Genomic DNA, 20802 nt, shown 5'->3' with positions numbered 1-20802 from the left:
AGCCGTACCATGAACAAGCAGTGCCATCGCATCGTCTTCAACCGTCGTCGAGGCCAGTTGATGGCCGTGGCGGAATGTGCGACGGCGCATGGCTCGGGGGGCGACGGAAGCACGCGCAGCCGCTCGCGCGGGTCTCTCGCAACGGCGGTGTCCCTGGCCTTCGGACTGGGCAGCTTGATCGGGCCCAACGTCTCATCGGCACAGATCGCTGCCGACAAGAGCGCACCGGGCCAGCAGCGCCCGACCGTGCTCACCGCGCCGAACAACGTGGCGCTGGTGAACATCCAGACGCCCAGCGCCGCGGGCGTCTCGCGCAACAGCTATTCGCAGTTCGACGTGCAGAAGAACGGCGCGATCCTGAACAACAGCCGCGCCAATGTGCAGACCCAGCTGGGTGGCTGGGTGCAAGGCAACCCGTGGCTCGCCACCGGCAGCGCCCGGCTGATCGTCAATGAAGTCAACAGCAACGCCGCGAGCCAGCTGCAGGGCTACATCGAGGTGGCCGGCCAGAAGGCCGACCTCGTCATCGCCAACCCCTCGGGCCTCGTCGTCAACGGCGCCGGTTTCATCAATGCCGGCGGCGTGACGCTCACCACGGGCACGCCGCAGTATGGCAGCGCCGGCAGCCTCACCGGTTACCAGGTCCGCCAGGGCAGCATTGTCGTCAACGGCGCGGGGCTGGACGCGTCCAGCACCGATTACGCACGGCTGCTTGCCCGCGCGATCGAGCTCAATGCCGGCGTCTGGGCGCCGCAGATCCAGGCCATCACCGGCAGCAACGACATCGCCGCCGACCTCGACAGCAGGCCGGCCCCGGCGGCAGCCGACCCGGGCACGGCGCCCCGCTTCGCACTCGACGTTTCGGCGTTGGGCGGCATGTACGCCGGCAAGATCGTGCTGATCGGCACGGAGTTGGGTCTGGGCGTCAACAACGCCGGCACCTTGAGTGCGACGGACCGCGGTGGCCTGACGCTCAGCACGTCGGGCTGGCTCGCCAACAGCGGCACTGTTGCCAGCAGCGGCGCGGATCAGGACCTGTCGATCCAGGCGCGCGGCGTGGCCAACAGCGGAACGCTGAGCAGCCAGCACGACCTGCAACTCCATGACACGTCGACGGCTGGAGCACCGGATACCGGAACCGTCAACAGCGGCCAGATCACTGCGGCGCGCCAGGTGCTGGCCCAGGCCGATCAGTTCGACAACCGCGGCACCATCACCGCACCCCGGCTCGAGCTGAGCGCACGGCGGCTCGGCAACAGCGGCAAGCTGGAACAGACCGGCGGCCAGGACCTGCAGATCCAGGCCGATCAACTGGGCAACGTGGGCGTCGACGCGCGCATCGGCACGCCGCCTTCCGTGGCTGTGATTCCACCCACGCCTGGCACACCGGACACGCCCGACGCGCCTGTTGCCGCCGTGCCGCCCAGCACGGCCGCCGGCGGCGGCCAGCTCGTGGCCGTGGGGGCTCCCGCCCCCGTCGAAGTGCTGGCACCCGGGCGCATCAGCGCCAGCCAGCTGGACAACACCGGACGCATCGCCGCCAACGGTGCCACCGACCTGGCGACCACCCAGGGCCTGACCAACAGCGGCCTGCTGCAACTGCGCTCGCTCGACGCTGCAGGCAGCGTCGACAACAGCCAAGGCACGATCCAGGTCCAGCACTGGCAAGGCCAGCAAGACCAGATCGTCAACCGCGGCGGCAGCCTGAGCAGCAGCAGTTCCTTGAACCTCAAGGCTCGGGGCCTGGACAACGCCGGCGGGCAGATCGCCAGCGCGGCGGATGTGAGCATCGAGCTCAGTGCGGGCCTGGACAACCGGGCCGGCGTCCTGAGCGCCGCGGCAGCGATGACGCTCAGCAGCGGTGATGCCAACAACGGGGGCGGCGTCTTTGTCAGCGGCGGCCCGATGCAGCTCGCGCTGGCTCGCCTGGACAACACGGCGGGCCTGGTTCAAAGCGCCGGCCCGCTCACCGCAGTGCTGGCCCAGGATCTGGATAACAGGGGCGGCAAGCTCTATGGAGACGCCGGCGTCGCGATCAGCAGCGCCTCGCTGCGCAACGACGACCAGGGTCGCATTGCTGCGACGGCGGGCGCCGTGCGGATACAGACGGGCCTGCTCAGCAACCGCGGCGGCTCCGTGGGCGCCACCGGTGCCACGACCATCACGAGCCAGGCACTGGACAACACGCAAGGCAGTGTCAGCGGCAGCGAGCTGGTGCTCAATACCCAGGGGCAAGCCCTCGGCAACGATGGTGGCGAGTTGATCGCCACGGCGGGCGCGTTGAGCGTGAATGCCGGTCGGCTGAGCAATGCCGCCGGATTGCTGCAGGCAGCCACCGACCTGAACCTCAGAACCCAGTCCACGGGTGGTGCACAGGGGACGTATCTCTCCGGCGGCACGCTGGCCCTGTCGGCGCAGCACGCAGTTGATGGAAGCAATGGCAGCGATGGCAGCCTCGATCTGGCCGGCGCCCACCTGCAGGCCCGGCAACTGATCCTGGAGGCCGGCGACACGATCAGCACGCAGGCCGCGCAGCTGAGTGCGACCGACACGCTGCACCTGCAGGCCCGGCAGCTCGACAACACCGCCGGCGCGCTCGTGGCGCAGGTCCTCGACCTCAAGACCCAGGCGCTGAACAACAGCCACGGCCAGATCGTCCAGACCGGTACGACCGACCTGGCGATCACGCCGGCCCAGTCGCTGGACAACACCGCTGGCACCCTGGCAACCGGCGGCAACTTGTCGCTCGATACGCAGACGCTCGTCAACCAGGCGGGTGCCATCCAGGCGGGCGGTGCGCTAGGCGTCAAGACCTCGACCCTGGACAACCGCCGGGGTCAACTGACCGGCAACCAGTCGCTGACTGTGACGGCCGGGGCGGTCGACAACGCCGGCGGTGAACTCGGCAGCAGCGCTGGCGCGGCGACCCTTGCGCTTGGATCGCTGGCGAACGGTCTGGTCCACGACGATGCCGGCGCCCATGCCGGCCTGCTCAGCAGCCATGGTGCGTTGCAGCTGAGTGTCAGCGGCGCGGTCAGCAATGCCGGCACGATCGGCAGCGACACGCGCTTGCAACTCGCCGCCGGCAGCCTGGACAACACCGGTACGCTGCAAAGTGGCGGTGCCTTGGACGCCCAGGTGAGCGGGGCGGCCCGCAACATCGGTGGCCGCATCGTCGCGCAGGGCAATGCCAGCCTCGCGGCCGCGAGCCTCGCGCAGGACCAGGGCGCGGTGCTCTCCAGCGGCGGCACGCTGCAGATCTCGACCCGCGCAGACATCGCCAACAACGGCGGCAGCGCCATCCAGTCGCTCGGCGACATGAGCGTGCGCGCCCAGAACGTCGACAACGCCGCGGGCAGCCTGGCCACCAACGGCTCGCTGGCCCTAACGGCCCTGGCGGCCGACGCTCGCAGCGGCACGCTGAACAACCACGCCGGCAGCATCCAGGCGCAAGGCGCACTGCTGCTGGACGGCGCCCGCTTCGACAACAGCGCCGGCAGCCTGATCGCGGGCCAGTCCCTGCAACTCGTGGCCAGCGACGCAGCAGCCCGCAACAGCAACGCCGCGGGCCGCATTGTCGCCACGGGCCCGCTGACGATGCAGGCCGGTGCCCTGGACAATAGCGCCGGCCAACTCGGCAGCAGCGCCGACACCACGACGCTCGCGCTGACCAGCCTCGACAACGGCGCAGCCGGCTTCATCAGCAGCCACGGCGACCTGAAGCTCAGCACGACCGGTGCCATCAGCAATGCCGGAACGATCAGTGGCGATGCCGACACGCGGATCACCGCGGCCAGCCTGAGCAATGCCGGCGCGCTTCAAAGCGCGGGCAACCTGAACGCCGAGATCGCCGGCGCTGCAACGAACACCGCGGGCCAGATCGTGGCCGGGCGAGACCTGACCCTGACCGCCGCCAGCGTGGCCCAGGGCCAGCAGGCCCTGCTTGCCGGTGGCGGCGCCGTGAGCCTCACAGCCCCGGGCGCCATCGCCAACCATGGCGGCAGCGCCATCCAGGCGCAAGGGGCATTGACGCTGAGCTCGACCGATCTGGACAACGCGGGCGGCCAGCTGGATGCCAACGGCGCGCTGATGCTCACCCACACGGGCAGCCTCGGCAACCAAGGCGGGCGCATCCAGACGCTTGACGCCGCCACCCTCCGAGCCGGTCGCCTGGACAACACGGCTGGCCTGATCGCCACTGGCGCTGGGCTCGACCTTAACAGCGTCAGCGTCACCAACACCCGTGGCCGCATCGTCGCTACCGGGCCGCTGCACGTGAACAGCGGTGCGCTCGACAACAGCGGCGGCCAACTGGGCAGCACCGCCAGCACCGTCACCTTGCAGTTGGACAGCCTGAACAACGGGACCGCTGCAGACGAATCGGGCCACACGGTCAGCGGCACCGTCAGCAGTCAACTGGACCTGACGATCACGGGTTCGGCCAACATAGGCACCCAGGTCGCCAATACGGGCCTGATCGCCAGCAATGCCAGGCTTGTCCTCAACGCCGCGGATCTGCGCAATGCAGGGCAAATTCAGTCGGTGGGCGATGCCTCGCTGACTGTGGCGGGCAGCCTGGACAACGATGGCGGCACCGTGCAGTCCCTGGGCGCGCTGACAGTTCATGCGGGCGCACTGTCCAACCGGCAAGGCCGGTTGCTCGCAGGCAACGCTGTTGCGATCGACGCCGGTGACCTTGACAACAGCGGCGGAGAAATCAGCGGCAGCGCAGGCAATGTCGCCCTGCACGTTCAGGCGCTGACCAACGATGTGAGTGCCGGCAAGGTCGGACTGATCTACGCGCAGGCCGGAACACAATCCGGAGCCAGCGGCGGCGATCTGGCCATCACGGCCACGACGGTCCACAACGCGGGCAATATCGGTGCGCAGGGCCAGCTCACGCTCACGGCTTCGCAGTTGGCCAACAGCGGCCTGCTGCAGGGCGACCAGGCGGTCGCCCTGAACATCGGCGGCACGCTCGCGAACCAGGGCGGTGCCCTGACGGCCGGGAGCGCGCTCACGATCGCCGCACAGGATATCCAGCAAAGCCTGGGCGCCCGCATGCTGGCCGGCGGCAACATCGATCTCCAGGTTGCGCAGGCCCTGGACAACGACGCCAGCCAGATCGCGGCCAGCGGCAACCTGAATCTGACGGCAACCCGCTTCAAGCAGACGGGCACGGCCAGTACCGTCGGCAACGGGGACGTCACGCTGAACCTGAGCGGCGAACTGGCCAACGGTGCCGGTTCGTCGCTCGGCAGCCAGGGCCAGGTGCAGCTGAACGCCGCCAGCCTCACGAACCAGGGCAACATCGTCGGCCTGGGCCGGCTGCAGGCCCAGGTGGACGGCATGCTCAACGATCGCGGAGGCCAGATCCAGGCGCACGACCTGACCCTGCAGGCAGCGGCCATCGCAAACGCCGGTGGCACCGTCAGTGCCGTAGGCACCGCCGACCTCGCCGTGACGGGCACGCTGGACAACAGCGCCGGCCGCATCGTCGCCGGCAATGCGCTGACCACCCGCAGCGCTGTGCTGAGCAACTCCGCAGGCCTGCTCGCCGCGACCGGCACGGTCAGCATCACCGCCACCCAGCTCGACAACACCGCCGGCGTGCTCAGCAGCGACACCGGCGCACTCCAGGCCACCGTGTCGCAGGGGCTGACCAACAACCAGGGCCAGATCTATGCAGCGAAGGATGCGACGCTGGCCGTGGGCAGCCTGACCGGCAATGCGCAGGGCCGTATTGCCAGCGACGCACAACTCAGCCTGCAGAGCCTGGGAGCCGTCGACACCCGTCAGGGCCTACTGCAGTCCCGCGGGGACCTGGTTCTGGGCGCCACGACGCTGAACGTCGACCAAGGCGCGGTGCTGGCCGGCCAGGCGCTGCGCGTCACGGCTGTCGACGTGAATGCGGGCGCGGGTGCCCTTCAGGCAACGGGCTCGCTGACGATGCAGGCCCAGGGCGTTTCCGTGGGCAGCGGCGGCAGCGTGGTCAGCGACGGCGCGATGAAGATCGACACCGCCACGCTGGGCAACGCCGGCAGCGTGGGCACCCGTGCGTCGGCAGCCCCCGCCGACGTTCACCTCCAGGCTACCCAGCTGAGCAACACCGGCGTGTTGCAGAGCGCTGGCGCGCTGGTGCTCGGCGGCCTGAACGGCAGCACCGACCTCGCGCTGACCAACAGCGCCGGGCAGATCGTTGCCGCGACGGACCTGAGCATCGAGGCCAGCAGCGTGGCCCAGGACCGTGCGGCCTCGCTGCAGGCCGGCGGCAGGCTCGACCTCACCCTTGGCGGCGTGCTGAACAACACCGACCGAAGCAGCATCGTGGCCCAGCGCGACCTGAGCCTGGTCGCGAAGGCCGTCAGCAACACGCAGGGTGGCCGTATCGCCAGCGATGGCGCGCTGAGCGCAACCGTCACGACACTGGACAACAACACCGGCTCGCTGACCAGCCGCAGCGACATGGACCTCCAGGTGGGCGATGCCCTGAGCAATGTGGGCGGCGGCATCCAGAGCCTGGCCCAGACCCGTGTTCAGGCGGCCAGCCTGGACAACACCGGTGGACAGATCCTGGGAGACACTGGCCTGAAGATCGATGTGAACATTGGTGGATCGGCATCCACGAGCCTGGATCGATTGGGCAATGCGGGCGGGGTGCTCGCCAGCCGCAACGGCGCCGTCGCCGTCCAGGTCGCCGGCGATATCGACAACAGCGCCGGAACGATCACCGGCACGAGCACCCAGATCCACGCGGCCGGGATCGACAACCGCGGCGGCGGCATCGGCGCCAGCGCCAGTGCGCTGGATCTGGTGGCCTCTGCCAGCATCAGCAACGCAGGTGGCCAGCTCGTCGGCTCCGGACCGGTGACGCTCCATGCGGCCGGCCTGGACAACAGTGCCGGCACGATTGCCAGCACCACGAGCAGCCTGCAGCTCACGAGCTCGCGCCCCGTGGTCAACGATGCGGGCAGCCTGCTGGCGGCGACGAGCCTGGAACTCAGCGGCAGCGCCGTGAGCAACCAGGCCAGCGGCGGCGTGGCCGGCGTCATCCGCGCGGGCGATGTCAGCATCGTCACCGGTGCGCTGAACAACCAGGGCGGCGTGATCGCTGCCATGGGCACCAATGCCAGCGCGCACAGCCAGGGCAGCGGCTCGCTGAGCCTCACGGCCGGCAGCGTGGACAACCACAACACCGGCCTGATGCAGGCCAGCGGCGATATCGCGCTGCAGGCCGATTCGCTGGACAACAGCGGCACCACGGGCAACCGCGACGGCCTGGTGGCCGGCGGCAACCTGGCGGCCACCATCGCCGGCGGCGTCAACAACCAGGCCGGCTACATCGGCGCGGGCAATGGCCTCGCGCTGAGCGTGGGCCAAGACCTGGCCAATGCCGGCGGCACGCTGCTCAATCAAGGCGGCGCCGCGCACGGTGCCGTGATCAGCGCGGCCCGCATCGACAACAGCGGCGGCAGCATCGGCAGCCATGGCGATCTCGTTCTCAGCGCCACGGGTCTCGTCGAGAACGCCGGTGGCCGCATCGTCACCGACGCGCAGCTCACACTCAAGGCCGACACGCTGCACAACACCGCCTCGGGCACGACACCCGGCACGATAGACGCCCTGGATGCCCGCATCGACGCACGGCAGATCGACAACAGCGGCGGCGCCATCACGGCCGGCCACGACCTGGCGATCAACGCCGCCGAGGCCGTGAAGAACGCCAACGGCCTGCTGCAGGCCGCCAATGCGCTGACGCTCACGGCGCCCAGTTTCGACAACACAGGCGGGCGCGTCATCGCCAACAAGCAGCTCAGCGTCACCACGCAGAGCCAGCAACTGGGCGGCAGCCTGAGCAGCGGCAGCGATCTCACGCTCAACCTGGCCGGCGACTACACCAACGACGCCGTGCTGACCGCGCAGCGCAGCCTTGCACTCAGCGCCGCGAACATCACCAACCACGGCACCCTGCATGCCAACGAGAACCTCGTTCTGACGACCCCGGGCGCCATCGTCAACACGGGCGAGCTGAGCGCTGGCGGCAACACAACCCTCACGGCGCAGAGCATCTCCAACAGCGGCCCCGGCGCCATCATCGATGCCTCCAACGGCACCACCACGCTGAATGCCGGCACGATCAGCAACAGCGCCAGCATCTACGGCAACGACGTGCTCGTCCGGGCCAGCACGAGCCTGAGCAACAGCGGCGCGGCCTCGTTGATGGCTCGCCAGGACATGTGGCTCGCCGCACCCACCATCAGCAACACCGGCGGTGCGCTGATCTATGCGGACAGGAACTTGGTGGTCGGCGACAGCGCCACGATCGGCAGCCAGGCCCTGACGAACTCGGCCAGCCGCATCGAGGCGGGCGGCAACATCAGCTTCGACGGCGTGGCGATCCAGAACCTCAACGTCGGCCTGCAGACCAGCACGACGACGAGCACCCAGAACGTGGATCTGACGCTCGTCCACAGCACCTTCGGCGCCGTTCCCGATCTCTGCGGCCAGACCTGGTGCAGCAGCACCGAGCTAGGCTTCGCGAACCGATCGTTCTGGAACGACCACCGCATCTACGGCTGGGTGAAGGACAGTACGCGCTATCCCATTGCCGTTTTCGGGGCGAACTTCGACAACACGGTGATCATCGACCTGGCGGCCTATTGCCCCAGCGAAGGGAACTGCCCCAACGTCTACCTGGTCGATCGCAGCGACCCGATCTGGGCCAAGTACGGCGTGGCGCCACCGACCACGGACGCTGAGGCCGATGCGCAGTACGACGCCCTGTCGAATGCGATCACGGCCTTTAACCTCGATCTGGATTCCCGTGCGACGCACGCCTGGATCGAGCGCCATGTAACCCAGGAGGAGGTCACCGCCACCACCATCACCGATCCCGGCCAGGCCGGAGAAATCCTGGCCGGCGGCACGATCGCGCTGAATCATGGAACCAGCGTGCTCAACAGCAGCAGCCGCATCGTTGCCGGCGGAGCGCTGGTGGGCGATGCGGGCGCAATCACCAACGTGGGCGTGCAAGGTAGCCAAACCGTCACCGAACAGGGCCAGCAGCGCACGGGCCAGACCACCTTCGGGGGCGGCGGCAGCAACCTGGGCCTCTCCTATGGCAGCTGGGCGGCCTACTCGGAAGCGCCTGTCACTACGACCACCACCCTGTCCAGCTACGAGGTGATCACGAACGCGAACCAGGCGGTGAACCGGAATGTCGGCAGCGGCAGCGCCACGGGCAGCAGTGCTGCGGCAGGTGCGGCGGCCAGCGCTGGCGGCACGTTGCAGGCGCAGCATGACGACGGCCGCCAGGCGCAGACCCAGGGCGGCGCTGGCGCGCAACTCGGCGGGGCCTCCTCCACGAACCCGGGCGCGCTGGGCACCCAGTCGCAGGAGACGGTTGCTGGCACGGGCGTCAGCATCAGCGATGCGGCGCTCACCGGCGCTGCCGGTCCTGGCGCCTCGGGTCTCGCCTCCAGCAGCAGCCATGTCGGCACCGGTGGCCAGTCCTCGTCGATCCAGGGCGGCGCCGCGGGCGCTACCGCTGTGGCCGTGACCTCGGCCACGGCGCGCGGCAACGCTTCGGCCGTCAACCCGAGCTCGCAGAACGCCGCATCCGTGGATGGCAGCGGAGCGGCCTCCGCCGTGGCACAGGCCGCGGCCAACACCCGGCCGGTCATCACCGTGCAGCCGCAGGCGCCGCAAGAGGGCCAGGCCCACAGCGTGGTCCTGTCCACCGCCCCTTCGATGCAGTTGCCGGCCAACTCGGTCTTCAGCATCCACGCAGCGCCCGGCAGCAACTACCTGGTCGAAACCGACCCGCGCTTCACCAACTACCGCAGCTTCCTCTCCAGCGACTACATGCTGGCCCAGCTCAGCACGAACCCGGACACGATCCTCAAGCGACTGGGCGACGGCTACTATGAGCAACGCCTGATCGGCGACCAGATCCTCGCCCTGACCGGCCAGCGCTTCCTGGGCGGCTATGGCGACGCCCAGAGCGAATACCAGGCGCTGATGGCCGCGGGCGTAACGTTCGCCAAGAGCTACCACCTGACCCCGGGCGTGAGCCTCACGCCCGAGCAGATGGCCACGCTCACCACCGACATCGTCTGGCTGACCACGCAGACCGTCACCCTGGCCGACGGCAGCACCCAGCAGGTGCTGGTGCCGCAGGTCTACCTGCGGCGCACCGACGCCGGCGACCTGCAAGCCTCGGGCGCGCTGATCGCCGCCGGCAGCATCGCGCTCAAGTCCTCCAGCGACATCGTCAACGACAACGCCACGATCCAGGCCGCGGGCAGCATGAGCCTGGTCGCCGCCAACAACCTCACCAACCAGGGCGGCCAGTTGCGCGGCCAGGACGTGATGCTCAGCGCCGAGCGGGACCTGAACAACATCGGCGGCAGCATCACGGCCACAGGAGACGGCAACGCCGACAACGGCCTGCTGATCATGAACGCCGGCCGGGACATCCTGCTGCAGACCACCACGCAAAGCAGCGCCAACACCTTCGGCACACGCACCAACGTCGACCGTGTGGCCACCGTGCAGGGCGGCGACGTCAGCCTGGCGGCGGCACGGGATCTGCTGGTCCAGGGCGCACAACTGAGCGCCAACGGCTCCGGCGCCACGCTCGTCGCCAGCGCCGGCGGTGATCTCAGGGTCACGGCCGTGCAGACGGCCAGTACCTTCAACGCCAGCCTCGGCGGCTCGGGCGGCGTCAACAACCGCGGCAGTTACTTCCAGGAGAGCACCCAGACCCTGACAGGCAGCAGTCTGCACAGCGATGGCAACGCGACACTCATGGCCGGCAAGCAGCTTGACCTGACCGCCAGCCAGCTCACGGCCGTCGGCAGCGTCGCGCTCACCGGCGCGAACGTCAGCATCGAGGCCGGCATCAACAGCCAGGCGAGCGACGCTCAAGTCTTAAAGCGCGGCGGCTACAACCAGCTCGCCCTCAGCTCGCAGACGCTGACCGGCGGCACCGTGCAGGCCGGCACCGGCCTGATCGTGTCAGCCACCGGCAAGGACGGCGACCTCAAGCTCAGCGGCGCCAACCTCGCCACCACCACCGGCGCCACCGTGCTCAGCGCCACGCGCGACGTGACGATCACGAGCCTGGCGACCTCCGAAACGATGCAGTCCGCCAGCAAGTCCACCAGCAGCGGCTTGCTGAGCAGCAAGACCACCACGACGCAGTCCAGCAGCAGCGCGACGACGCAGAACGCCAGCACCGTCGGCGGCGAGACGGTGGCGATCTCGGCGGGGCGGGACATCACGGTGGCGGGCAGCCAGGTCGTCTCCGACCAAGGCACGGCACTCACGGCCGGCCGCGACGTCAACATCATCTCCACCGTCAACAACCAGACCGAGCACACGCAAAGCCAGACCACCAAGTCCGGCCTGCTGGGCGGCGGCGGCATCGGCGTGACCATCGGCACGCGAGACCTGAAGCAGACGACCGACCACGCAGGGGATACGGCAGCCGCCAGCACAGTGGCCAGCATTGGCGGCAATGTCTCCATCTCCGCCGGCCGCAACTACGAGCAGGTGGGCTCCAACGTCCTCACGCCGCAAGGCAACATCGACGTTACCGCCCAGTTCATCGCCGTGACCGAGGCACGGGAGAAAGCGTCCACGACGTCCAGTACCGAGTTCCACCAGTCCGGGCTCTCGCTGGCCTTGTCCGCACCGGGTATCGGTTCGGCGATGAACGCGCAGGCCGCCGCCAAGATGGCCGAGCAGGCCGAAGACCCGCGCATGAAGGCGCTGGCCGTCGCCACCGCTGCCGCCCAGGCGATCGACGCCGCGAAGGAACTCGGCGCCGCGGCGCAAGCGGCCAGCCAGGGCCAGAACAGCGGCGTCAGCGTGAGCATCAGCATCGGCAGTTCGCAGGCCACCAGCAAGCAGACGCAGACCAGCGATGCCGGTGCTGCGAGCAGCTTGAGCGCGGGCGGCAACATCAGGCTCAATGCCACCGGTGCCGCCGAGAACTCCAACATCACCGTGCGCGGCAGCGACTTGCAAGCCGGCGGCAACATCCAGCTGAAGGCCGACAACCAGGTGAACCTGCTGGCCGTCGCAGACAAGAGCGAGCAGCACAGTAGCAACCAGAGCAGCAGTGCCAGCGTCGGCCTGTCCATCGGCATCGGCCAGGGCCAGACCACCGGCATCTTCGCCAGCGCCAGCCTCGCCCGTGGCAATCAGGACGGTTCCGACCAGAGCCAGCGCAATACCCACGTCAGCGCCAACGACACCGTCAGCATCGTTTCCGGCGGCGACACGACGCTCAAGGGCGCCGTCGTCTCGGGCCAGCAGGTGACGGGCGACATCGGCGGCAACCTGAACATCCAGAGCCTGCAGGACACGGCCAAGTTCGACAGCAAGAGCCAGAGCGCGAGCGGCACGGTCGCGTACCAGGGCGCAAGTGTCAGTGCCAGCGTCAGCCTGGCGCAGACCAAGGTCAGCGCGGACTACCTGAGCGTTGGCGAGCAGAGCGGCATCAAGGCGGGCGACAACGGCTTCCAGCTGAACGTGAAGGGCAACACCGCCCTCGATGGCAGCGTGATCAGTTCGAGCCAGACGGCGGTCGATGCGCACAGGAACACGCTCACCACCGGCACGCTCTCCAGCAGCGACCTGCAGAACCACAGCCAGTACGACGCGCAGTCGATCAGCGTGACGGTCGGCACGAACGGCGGCAGCGCGGGCGCATTCCAGAGCAGCGGGAACATGCAGAGCACGACCAAGGCGGGACTCGGCGGTGCCGACGTTACCTTGACAAAGGCAGACGCGACCTCCCAGCAGACCCTGGGCAAGCTCGACCGCAGCGTGACCGGCCAGAGCACGGGCAGTGGCATCAAGCAGAACTGGAATGGGCAGAAGCTCGCGGAGCAGACGCAACTAAGCGCGCAGGTCGTGCAGGCGTTCGGGGCCGAGGCAAGCAAAGTCGCGGCGCAGCAGCTAGACGCGAAGCGCGATGAGCTCCAAAAGAACGCTGACAACACGACGGATCTGGTGCAGAAGCAGGCACTGTTGGATGAGGTGCAGAAGTACGACGAGGGTGGGGCGTATCGCGTCGCTGCCCATGCGGTCATCGGCGGTCTGTCGGGCGGCGTGGGCGGTGCCGTGGGTGCAGCGACGTCGGCCTCGCTAGCACCGGACTTGAACAAGTTGCAGAACAAGCTCGAACTGTCGCTGCTGTCCGCAGGGCTCAGCGACGAAGCGGCACACTCGATCGCCCAGTTGACAGCGGGAGGTGCGGCAACGCTGGCGGGCGGCATCAGCGGTGCTGTCAATGGCGCCTCGGCATCACTGAACCAGGATTTCAACAACCGGCAACTGGAACCTTCGGAACTGTCTCTGGGTACCAAACTCTCCGCCAAGAGCAACGGGCAATTCACTGAAGCCCAGATCAACAACGCCCTGCGTCTGGCGGACTACTACGACAGCAACGGGCAGTTGCATAGAGGTTCAGACACGCTGGCCAAGCTCAATAGCAACAGCACCTACGACTATCCACCACCGACGGACTTCGCAGCGGGATCGAGCTGGACACCGAAGCCGGATGACGGTGTGCTTGTGCAGAATCTGCCGGCCTCGATATCTCCAGCGCTGGCGTACTTCATTCGCAAGAACACGGGTGGGGACAACTCACGGTATTCGTGGGACCAGCGAGTGCTCGCCACGGTGACGCCGACGTCGAGTTCGGATGATCTGGCACCGGCTCCAGTGGGAACGCAGCGAGTGCCGGTTCAAGTGGGCGGAACAGCCTACTACCCGCTGGTGGCGGACTGCCCCGCGGCCGCCTGCCAGACGGGCAGCCCCATCGCAGCTGCGCTGGGAGATCCGGCAACGACAGCCTATCTGAAGGCGCTGGAGAAGCAGCAGGAGAAAGAACTGACGATCGCCGGCACGCTGCTCGATATCGGGAAGATCGGGGTCGATGCGTTGGCGGGAGGCGCGAAGCTGGTCACGGGATCAGGGGCTGCGACTGAAGCGACGACAACGCTGACTTCAAGCGTCCCACGTACTGTCGACAATCTCCCCAATGTGGACACCATCGTGTACACGGAGGCGCAGGCTCGAAACCTGAGCGGTGAGAATCGTGGTCTGATCTACGTGACTGATCCCCTGCGGGGCAGCGAGGTAGCGCAGGACTTCCAAGCTGGCACAACGGGGGCATTTAGCGACCTGGCAACGGGTAAGAATGCTGTACCGGCACTGCGCTATGACAATTCCAACCTCAACGGGGTCAACTACGTCAAGTTCGACGGTGCCGAAGCGGGGGCTGACGGCAGCACGGTGCTGCTCATTGATGCGAAGACCAAGATGGCGATTTTTAACAACGGCGCTTCAAGAGACACGCTTGTGTCTCTGAACCGAGTGAAGGCTGCCGTGGAGCAGAACCCGGGCTATACCGTGATGTACGAATTCCCGAATCAGGCGGCGGCGGATGCGGCTGCAACGTTCATTCGGGACAACGGGTTCGCGAAATTCGTCAAGACACGCGTAAGGACAGGTCCATGAAGGGCGTAGAAATTCGACTACAGGTTCAGTACCGGGCTCGCGTTGACGAGTCCATCGAGGCATGCCACGCTCGGTTCACGGCCGGTATGCAGCAGTTCGGCCCACCATTCGGCTGGCAGGACTTGGAACCCCCTCCAGCGCCTTACATCAAGCCGGCCTCTGGCGACATGATTGGTGTGGAGTGGTTCCGCTACCCCATCAAAGGGCTCAAGCTTCAAATAACAGCCCAGCATCGGCACGAACTGTCGATCGGGACGGACAAGGATACCAGCGACGACCGTCTCAGCATCGAATTCAAGACCTCCAACAAGGCGCTGGACTATCGAGCCATTTTGCGTGAGCACTTTCCCAAGCTGATCGAGGCTTATCGGGGCTATCGTGCTTGGGCGGTGTTCGACTACTACGGCGGAAGGTACACGGATTGGAACTGGGGGCCCTGGCTAGGCCGTGAAGCCACGAACCCAAGCTACCAACGCCTTTGCAAGGAGCCCGGAGTCGACATTGACGGCCGCAACAACATCTTCACCCTCGAGCCTGCCGTTTTCTGGGATAACGAGTTGTGCCGCCGCGCACTGGGTTACGGGCCTGAAGAGGTGATGCGCCGACTGCAGGGGCATGCGTTGTCTGTTCAGCCATTGCTCGACGGCGTCTATGTCGTCTTTGATGATGACCCGGCGCTGACTTATGAGAGGTTCTTGGAGATCAACAAGCAGTTCAAGGAATTGCTGGGCATTGCCTGAGGGCGACGATTGATGTCGTCATCACCCGGCACCGCTTGGGCAGATCATGACCGCCGGCAGCCTCCATCTCTCCGCCGAGCAAGACCTGTTCATCCGTGCCGGGCAGCTCAGCGCCGGCGGTGCGCAGACAGCGAACGCCGGCCGGGACGTGTTCGTCGAAGCCGGCCAGGACAGCCAGAGCGGAATGGTTACATCAAGCTCGACGGCAAGTGCGGTAGCAACTGCTTCGACGGGGTCTATCTCAAGGATGGCAACATCGTCATCAGCGAAGTCAAGCCGCTCAATGCAGATGGGTCCATCCAGCTCAACGGACCGAGTCAGAGGCTGCCGACGCAGATGGAAATGGCATGGATTGAAAGTCGAGCGAAGCAACTGGCAAAAGGAACACCGAGCCAGAAAGAAACCGGCGATCTCATTCTGAAGGCGATCGGGGATGGCGGTAATGCAGTCACCCGAGTCGTGACGGGCGTCAACTCCGGCGGCATGACGCTGGTCAAGTTGCCTGCAAAGCCATGAAGCAAGACAAGGCTCTAGAAGGTTTGCAGAAGCTAACTACCTATGCAGACGATGCAGTGCCAGGCCTGATCGAATTGATCCGATTCAAGCGCAGGACCGCGAATCTGTCGTTCTGCCACTTGCGTCTAGCAGGGGTACATGAGATCTACGCAATGAAAGCAAAGTATGTCCAAGGGGACGATCAACAGTTCCGACAGCATATGCATGTGGCCTGCAAACTCAAGATCGAATCCATTCGACTGGACAAGATGGACATTCCATTCCAGACGAGCGTCGAAATGTGGTTGGCACTTCTCTCGGACAGTCCAGATGTAATCGACACAGTATCGCGCCTGGAGCCCGCCCACTTCGCCCATCTTCGCGACGGCGTGAGGAATCCTCAGTTCGGAACTCACATGTGGCAACTTGCCATACGGGGTGACTACGAGGCGCTGGAGGCCAAGGTTCAGAGGGTGGCGAAGAGCGGCGGCAAACAGCAGCGCCTGCTGTCGGCCGAAGGACGGGATTTCTTCACACTGCTGATGCGCGCCGACAAGGCTGGACTGGAGGAGCGAATCACCAAGGACGCCAGACTCCGCAACGACGACCCGACCACGCAGGACTTTTTCACCTATCTCGCAACCCTTGAGGCCAAGCTGTGCTGGTATCGGGGGATCGAGGTGCAGATCGACAGCGACCGAGTACCGATGGACCTGATGCCCGTCCGTCCGCTGGCCCGCTACGACGACCTGTATGACTTCCTCAAGCCCGGATGGGTGCCTCCGAGGCAAGGATGGTTGGGAAAAATTGAACGGCTGTTTACGAAATGACGGGAGTCACTCCTGCAACTCCGGCGGCGCAGGCGCGCAGATAGATGTGGCACTCGACATGGTTTTGGAACTGGAAGGCCATCGCCCCGACTGGAGGCCTACCTGGAAGCTGCGCGCCTGACCGGCGTCTTGACTTTGGAAAGCGATGGCGTGCGCCTGATCGATGGTGTCTTTGCGCGCTCAGGGGTCTATTTCTGGCGAGGGATAAACCGTGAACGACTACCAAGCTTTTGCAGCGAAAGAGGCTGAGCATTTACTAACGTTGATGGAGCAGGTCGCCAAGCAAGACCCTGGTGTCGAGAAATTGCTAAATGCCATGCGACCTGATGTTGAAAAGCTCATACATGGGCTCGAACCGTTGCCTTCTAGAGTGCTCGATGGCTGGAGCTATTACTTCTCGCCAGACGGGCCGCACAACATATTCGACGGACATCGCGAGCTTGCGCAAGCTGAGGCCGATCTAGCATTTGCGGTCCGGCGAGGCAGCTTCGAGGCCTACGACGCAGCCGTGCGGATGTTCGAGTCGTTCCGATAGGAAGGCACCGAGTCGGGCAAGACTCTGACCCGTCTCATTGACCGCGGCGCGAGTCATGCGACCTATAACCTCAATGGCTAGGCATGTCGGAAACGCGAGTTGGCAGGCCGCGCTGATGGCTGGCTCGCGCTAGCGAATGCTGCGGGGCGGTAGTCGTTGTTGCGCTCATGCTCGAACATGTGAGCCGGGCCCGAAGGTGCCGAACTAGCACCCTCGGCGGCATCCTCGTTACTTCAAACTCGCCTTCAGCGTCTCGCTCGCCTGGTGGAGGGCAGCGCGCGTAGCCGGCACATCGGCGAGGACGTTCAGCAGCCCGAAGTCGTGGATCATGCCGCCGTAGCGGGTGACGACCGTTGGCACGCCCGCGGCGTCCAGCTTGCGGCCGTAAGCTTCGCCTTCGTCACGTAGCACGTCCTTCTCGGCCGTGATGACCAAGGCCGGCGGCAGGCCCTTCAGCTGCTCGGGCGTTGCCAGCAGCGGCGAGGCGTAGATCTCCTGGCGTTGCTTGGCGTCGGTGGTGTAGGCGTCCCAGAACCACTTCATCATCGGGCGGGTCAGGAAGTGGCCGTCCTCGAAGGCGTCGTAGGAGGCGTTCTCGAAGCTCGCGTTGGTCACGGGCCAGAAGAGCACCTGGGCCTTGATGGCCGGGCCGTTCTTGGCCTTGGCCATCAGCGCCGTGACGGCAGCCATATTGCCGCCCACGCTGTTGCCCACCACGGCCAGGCGCTTGCCATCGAGGTTGATCTCGCTGCCATGTTCCGCCACCCACTTCGTGGCGCCGTAGATCTCGTTGATCGCCACCGGATAGTGCGCTTCGGGCGAGGGCGTGTAGTTCACGAAGACGGCGGCGGCGCCGGAGTCGGCCACCAGGTCGCGGACGAAGCGCTCGTGCGTCGGGAAGTCGCCGAGGATCCAGCCGCCGCCGTGGACGAAGACGAACACCGGCAGCACACCCTTGGCACCGACCGGGCGGACGATGTTCAGCTTGACGGGCTTGCCGTCGACCTGGATGGTCTTCTCGCTGACGTCGGCGGGAGGCAGCTTGGCGCCGGCCTGCGCGCCAACCAGCACCTGGCGGGCGTCCGCGGGCGACAGGGTTTCCAACGGCTGCCCGCCGGACTTGGCCAGCGCTTCCAGGAAGGCCTGGGTGTTGTGTTCCACGCCGGGACTGCCGGCAGCGGCGGCGATGCCCACGGCGAGGGTGGCGGCGGCGGAAGCAATCAGGTTGCGAGCGGTTTTCATGGAGAGCCTTTCGACGGTGTGGATGAGGAGAGACTCAACTTTGCGCGCCAGGATTGAACTGGTGATATCTTCCAGTCCGCAAAACATAGCAATTCGTACAATGGACCGTCTCGCAGCCCTGTTCAACCGATTCACCGTGTCGGCGCGCACCTTCCGCGCTGGCGGGCTCTGCGGCGTCAACGCCATCGGCGAAGACGAGCCCCGCGGGCAGCTGCACGTGGTGCGCGAGGGGCCGCTGCAGATCGAGCACCTCGGGCCCTGCAAGCCGAAGAAGCTGAAGGTCGGCGAACCGAGCCTGCTGCTCTACCCGCGGCCGATGCCGCGGCGCTTCATCACCGATCCCGAGCGCGGGGCGAACCTCGTCTGCGCGCACATCGAGTTCCAGGGCGGCGCGGCCAACCCGATCGCGGCCGCGCTGCCGGACGTGATGCAGCTGCCGCTGTCCAGCGTGCCGGAGGTGGAACCGGTGCTCTCGCTGCTGTTCGCCGAAGCCGATGCGCACAACTGCGGCCGCCAGGCCATGCTGGATCGGCTGTTCGAGGTTCTGCTGATCCAGGTCTTGCGCGCGCTGATGGAAGGCAGCCTGGTTCGTTCGGGGATGCTGGCGGGCCTGGCGGACAGCCGCCTGCGCAACGCGCTCGTCTCCATCCACGAGAAGCCGCAGCGCAACTGGTCGCTGGAGGAACTGGCCGCGGTGGCCGGCATGTCAAGGACAGCGTTCGCCAACGCCTTCCGGGAGACCGTCGGCGTGACACCCGGCGCCTACCTGCAGACCTGGCGCGTCGGCCTTGCCCAGGAACTGCTGGACGAGGGGCACAAGCTCAAGCACATCGCCGCGGCGGTGGGCTACAGCGGCGAGGCGGCGCTGTCGCGCGCGTTCCGGGCCCACACGGGCACGAGCCCGGGCCAGTGGCAGCGCGCCCGCGCCGGTGAGCCGGCGCAGAGCGCTCAGGCCGCGTGACAGGTCACTGCAGGCTGCTGCCCAGCTCCACCGTCCGCTTGCCTTCGGCGGGATCGTCCTCAGCGTACTCCCGCAGCCGGTTGTAGAGCGTCTTCAGGCTGATGCCCAAGACGGAGGCCGTGCGCTCGCGCTGCTGCTTGTAGTGGGCGAAGGTGGCCAGGATCAGCTGGCGTTCGGCCTGGGCCATGGTGCTGCCGATCGGAATAGTGACGCAGTCCTGCGCGGGTCGGGCTTCGGCGGTCGGCACCGGCGACAGCGCCGCGCCGTCGGCATCGGGCGGCAGTTGCAGTTCGTCGCTGGGCAGCCATTCCTCGGTGATGTGGGCGCCATCGCTCATCACGTAGCTGCGCTGGACGACGTTCCTCAGCTCGCGCACATTGCCCGGCCAGCGGTAGGCCGTCAGCTTGGCGAGCGCGGCGGGCGTGAAGCGCTTGGTCGTGCCTTCGCTCTGGCAGATCGGCACCAGCAGCTGCTCGGCCAGCAGGGCCACGTCCTCGCGCCGGGCGCGCAGCGGGGGCAGGGCGATCGGGAACACATTGAGGCGGTACAGCAGGTCCTCGCGCAGCTTGCCGTCGGTCACGGCCTGCTCGGGCACGCGGTTGGTGGCGGCGACGATGCGCACATCCGCCTCCTGCACCTGGGTGGAGCCCACGCGCATGTAGGTGCCGGTCTCCAGCACGCGCAGCAGCTTGACCTGCAGCTCCGCGGGCATCTCGGTGATCTCGTCCAGGAACAGCGTGCCGCCGGCGGCGCGTTCGAAGAATCCCTGGTGCTGGCGGTCGGCGCCGGTGAAGCTTCCCTTCTCGTGGCCGAACACCTCGCTCTCGATCAGGTGGGGCGAGATCGCGCCGCAGTTGACGGCCAGGAAGGGCTTGTTGCGGCGGCGGCTGAGGTCGTGGATCGTGCGTGCCACGACTTCCTTGCCGGTGCCGCTCTCGCCGGTGACCAGCACCGACACGGCCGTGCCCGCCACCCGGGCGATCTGCTGGTAGATGCGCTCCATGGCCGGCGCGCGGCCCCACAGGTGGCCGAAGCGGCCGCTCTTCTGCCATTCGGCCATCGCGCCGTCCAGCTCGGCGCGGGCCACCGAGGGCTTGACCACGCGCGAGAGGATGCCGCGCAGCTGTGTCTGCTTCAGCGGCTTGATCAGGTAATCGACGACGCCCAGGCGCAGCGCCTGGATGCTGGTGTCGAGGCTGGCCTGGCCGGTGATCAGCACCACCTGCGAGTTGGCGAGCAGGCCGCCCTCGTCGAACAGGCTCATGCCGTTGCCGTCGGGCAGGTGCAGGTCGAGCAACACCAGGTCGGGCGGCTGCATCGCCAGGCTGGCTCGGGCATCGCGCAAGGTGTGCGCACAGGCGACGGTGAAACCCTCAGCGGCCACCAGCGCGGCGAGCATGGTGGCGGCGTCGACGTCGTCGTCAACGATCAGGGCATGGCTCATGTCCGGTCCTCCTCATTTCC

At 66.8% G+C, this 20802-nt stretch carries 8 protein-coding genes; 6 read left to right on the top strand and 2 right to left on the bottom strand.

Features of this window, described 5'->3' with window-relative positions:
- The first annotated feature begins 9 nt into the window (after positions 1-9).
- The 5 genes from SNE35_RS12660 to SNE35_RS12640 all read left to right on the top strand — a co-directional run bounded on the left by SNE35_RS12660 (position 10) and on the right by SNE35_RS12640 (position 17135).
- A complete protein-coding gene (locus tag SNE35_RS12660) occupies positions 10-14535 on the top strand; it encodes a two-partner secretion domain-containing protein (RefSeq protein WP_320423275.1) in 14526 nt (4841 codons plus the stop codon).
- On the top strand, positions 14532-15275 hold the full coding sequence (locus SNE35_RS12655; protein WP_320423274.1) for a hypothetical protein: 744 nt from the start codon (positions 14532-14534) through the stop codon (positions 15273-15275). Before SNE35_RS12660 ends, SNE35_RS12655 begins: the two co-directional genes overlap by 4 nt.
- Positions 15276-15287: 12 nt before the next feature.
- Positions 15288-15791 carry a hypothetical protein gene (locus SNE35_RS12650; protein WP_320423273.1) on the top strand — a complete coding sequence of 168 codons (504 nt, stop codon included), beginning with the start codon at positions 15288-15290 and terminating at the stop codon, positions 15789-15791.
- Positions 15788-16600: an Imm49 family immunity protein gene (locus SNE35_RS12645; RefSeq protein WP_320423272.1), complete on the top strand. Its 813-nt coding sequence runs from the start codon at positions 15788-15790 to the stop codon at positions 16598-16600. The genes SNE35_RS12650 and SNE35_RS12645 overlap by 4 nt, the downstream gene beginning before the upstream one ends.
- Before the next feature lie 211 nt (positions 16601-16811).
- Positions 16812-17135: a hypothetical protein gene (locus SNE35_RS12640; RefSeq protein ID WP_320423271.1), complete on the top strand. Its 324-nt coding sequence runs from the start codon at positions 16812-16814 to the stop codon at positions 17133-17135.
- Between the two features lie 228 nt (positions 17136-17363).
- Here SNE35_RS12640 and SNE35_RS12635 read toward each other — a convergent pair whose 3' ends face one another.
- Positions 17364-18377, bottom strand: coding sequence for an alpha/beta hydrolase (locus SNE35_RS12635; RefSeq protein WP_320423270.1), 1014 nt, complete (start codon positions 18375-18377; stop codon positions 17364-17366).
- Positions 18378-18477: 100 nt separating this feature from the next.
- Here SNE35_RS12635 and SNE35_RS12630 point away from each other — a divergent pair, with 100 nt between their 5' ends.
- Positions 18478-19338 (top strand): AraC family transcriptional regulator, encoded by an 861-nt coding sequence (locus SNE35_RS12630; protein WP_320423269.1) that lies wholly within the window; start codon positions 18478-18480, stop codon positions 19336-19338.
- A 4-nt stretch (positions 19339-19342) separates the two neighbouring features.
- Here the strand turns inward: SNE35_RS12630 and SNE35_RS12625 are convergent, their stop codons facing one another.
- Entirely contained in the window at positions 19343-20782 is a 1440-nt protein-coding gene (locus SNE35_RS12625) for a sigma-54-dependent transcriptional regulator (RefSeq protein ID WP_320423268.1), read from the bottom strand.
- Positions 20783-20802: the final 20 nt, after the last annotated feature.

This window comes from Roseateles agri (genome assembly GCF_034043675.1).
Lineage (GTDB): Bacteria > Pseudomonadota > Gammaproteobacteria > Burkholderiales > Burkholderiaceae_C > KK5.
Note: the sequence above shows the minus strand (reverse complement) of the source record. Positions and strands in the feature narration are given on the sequence as shown.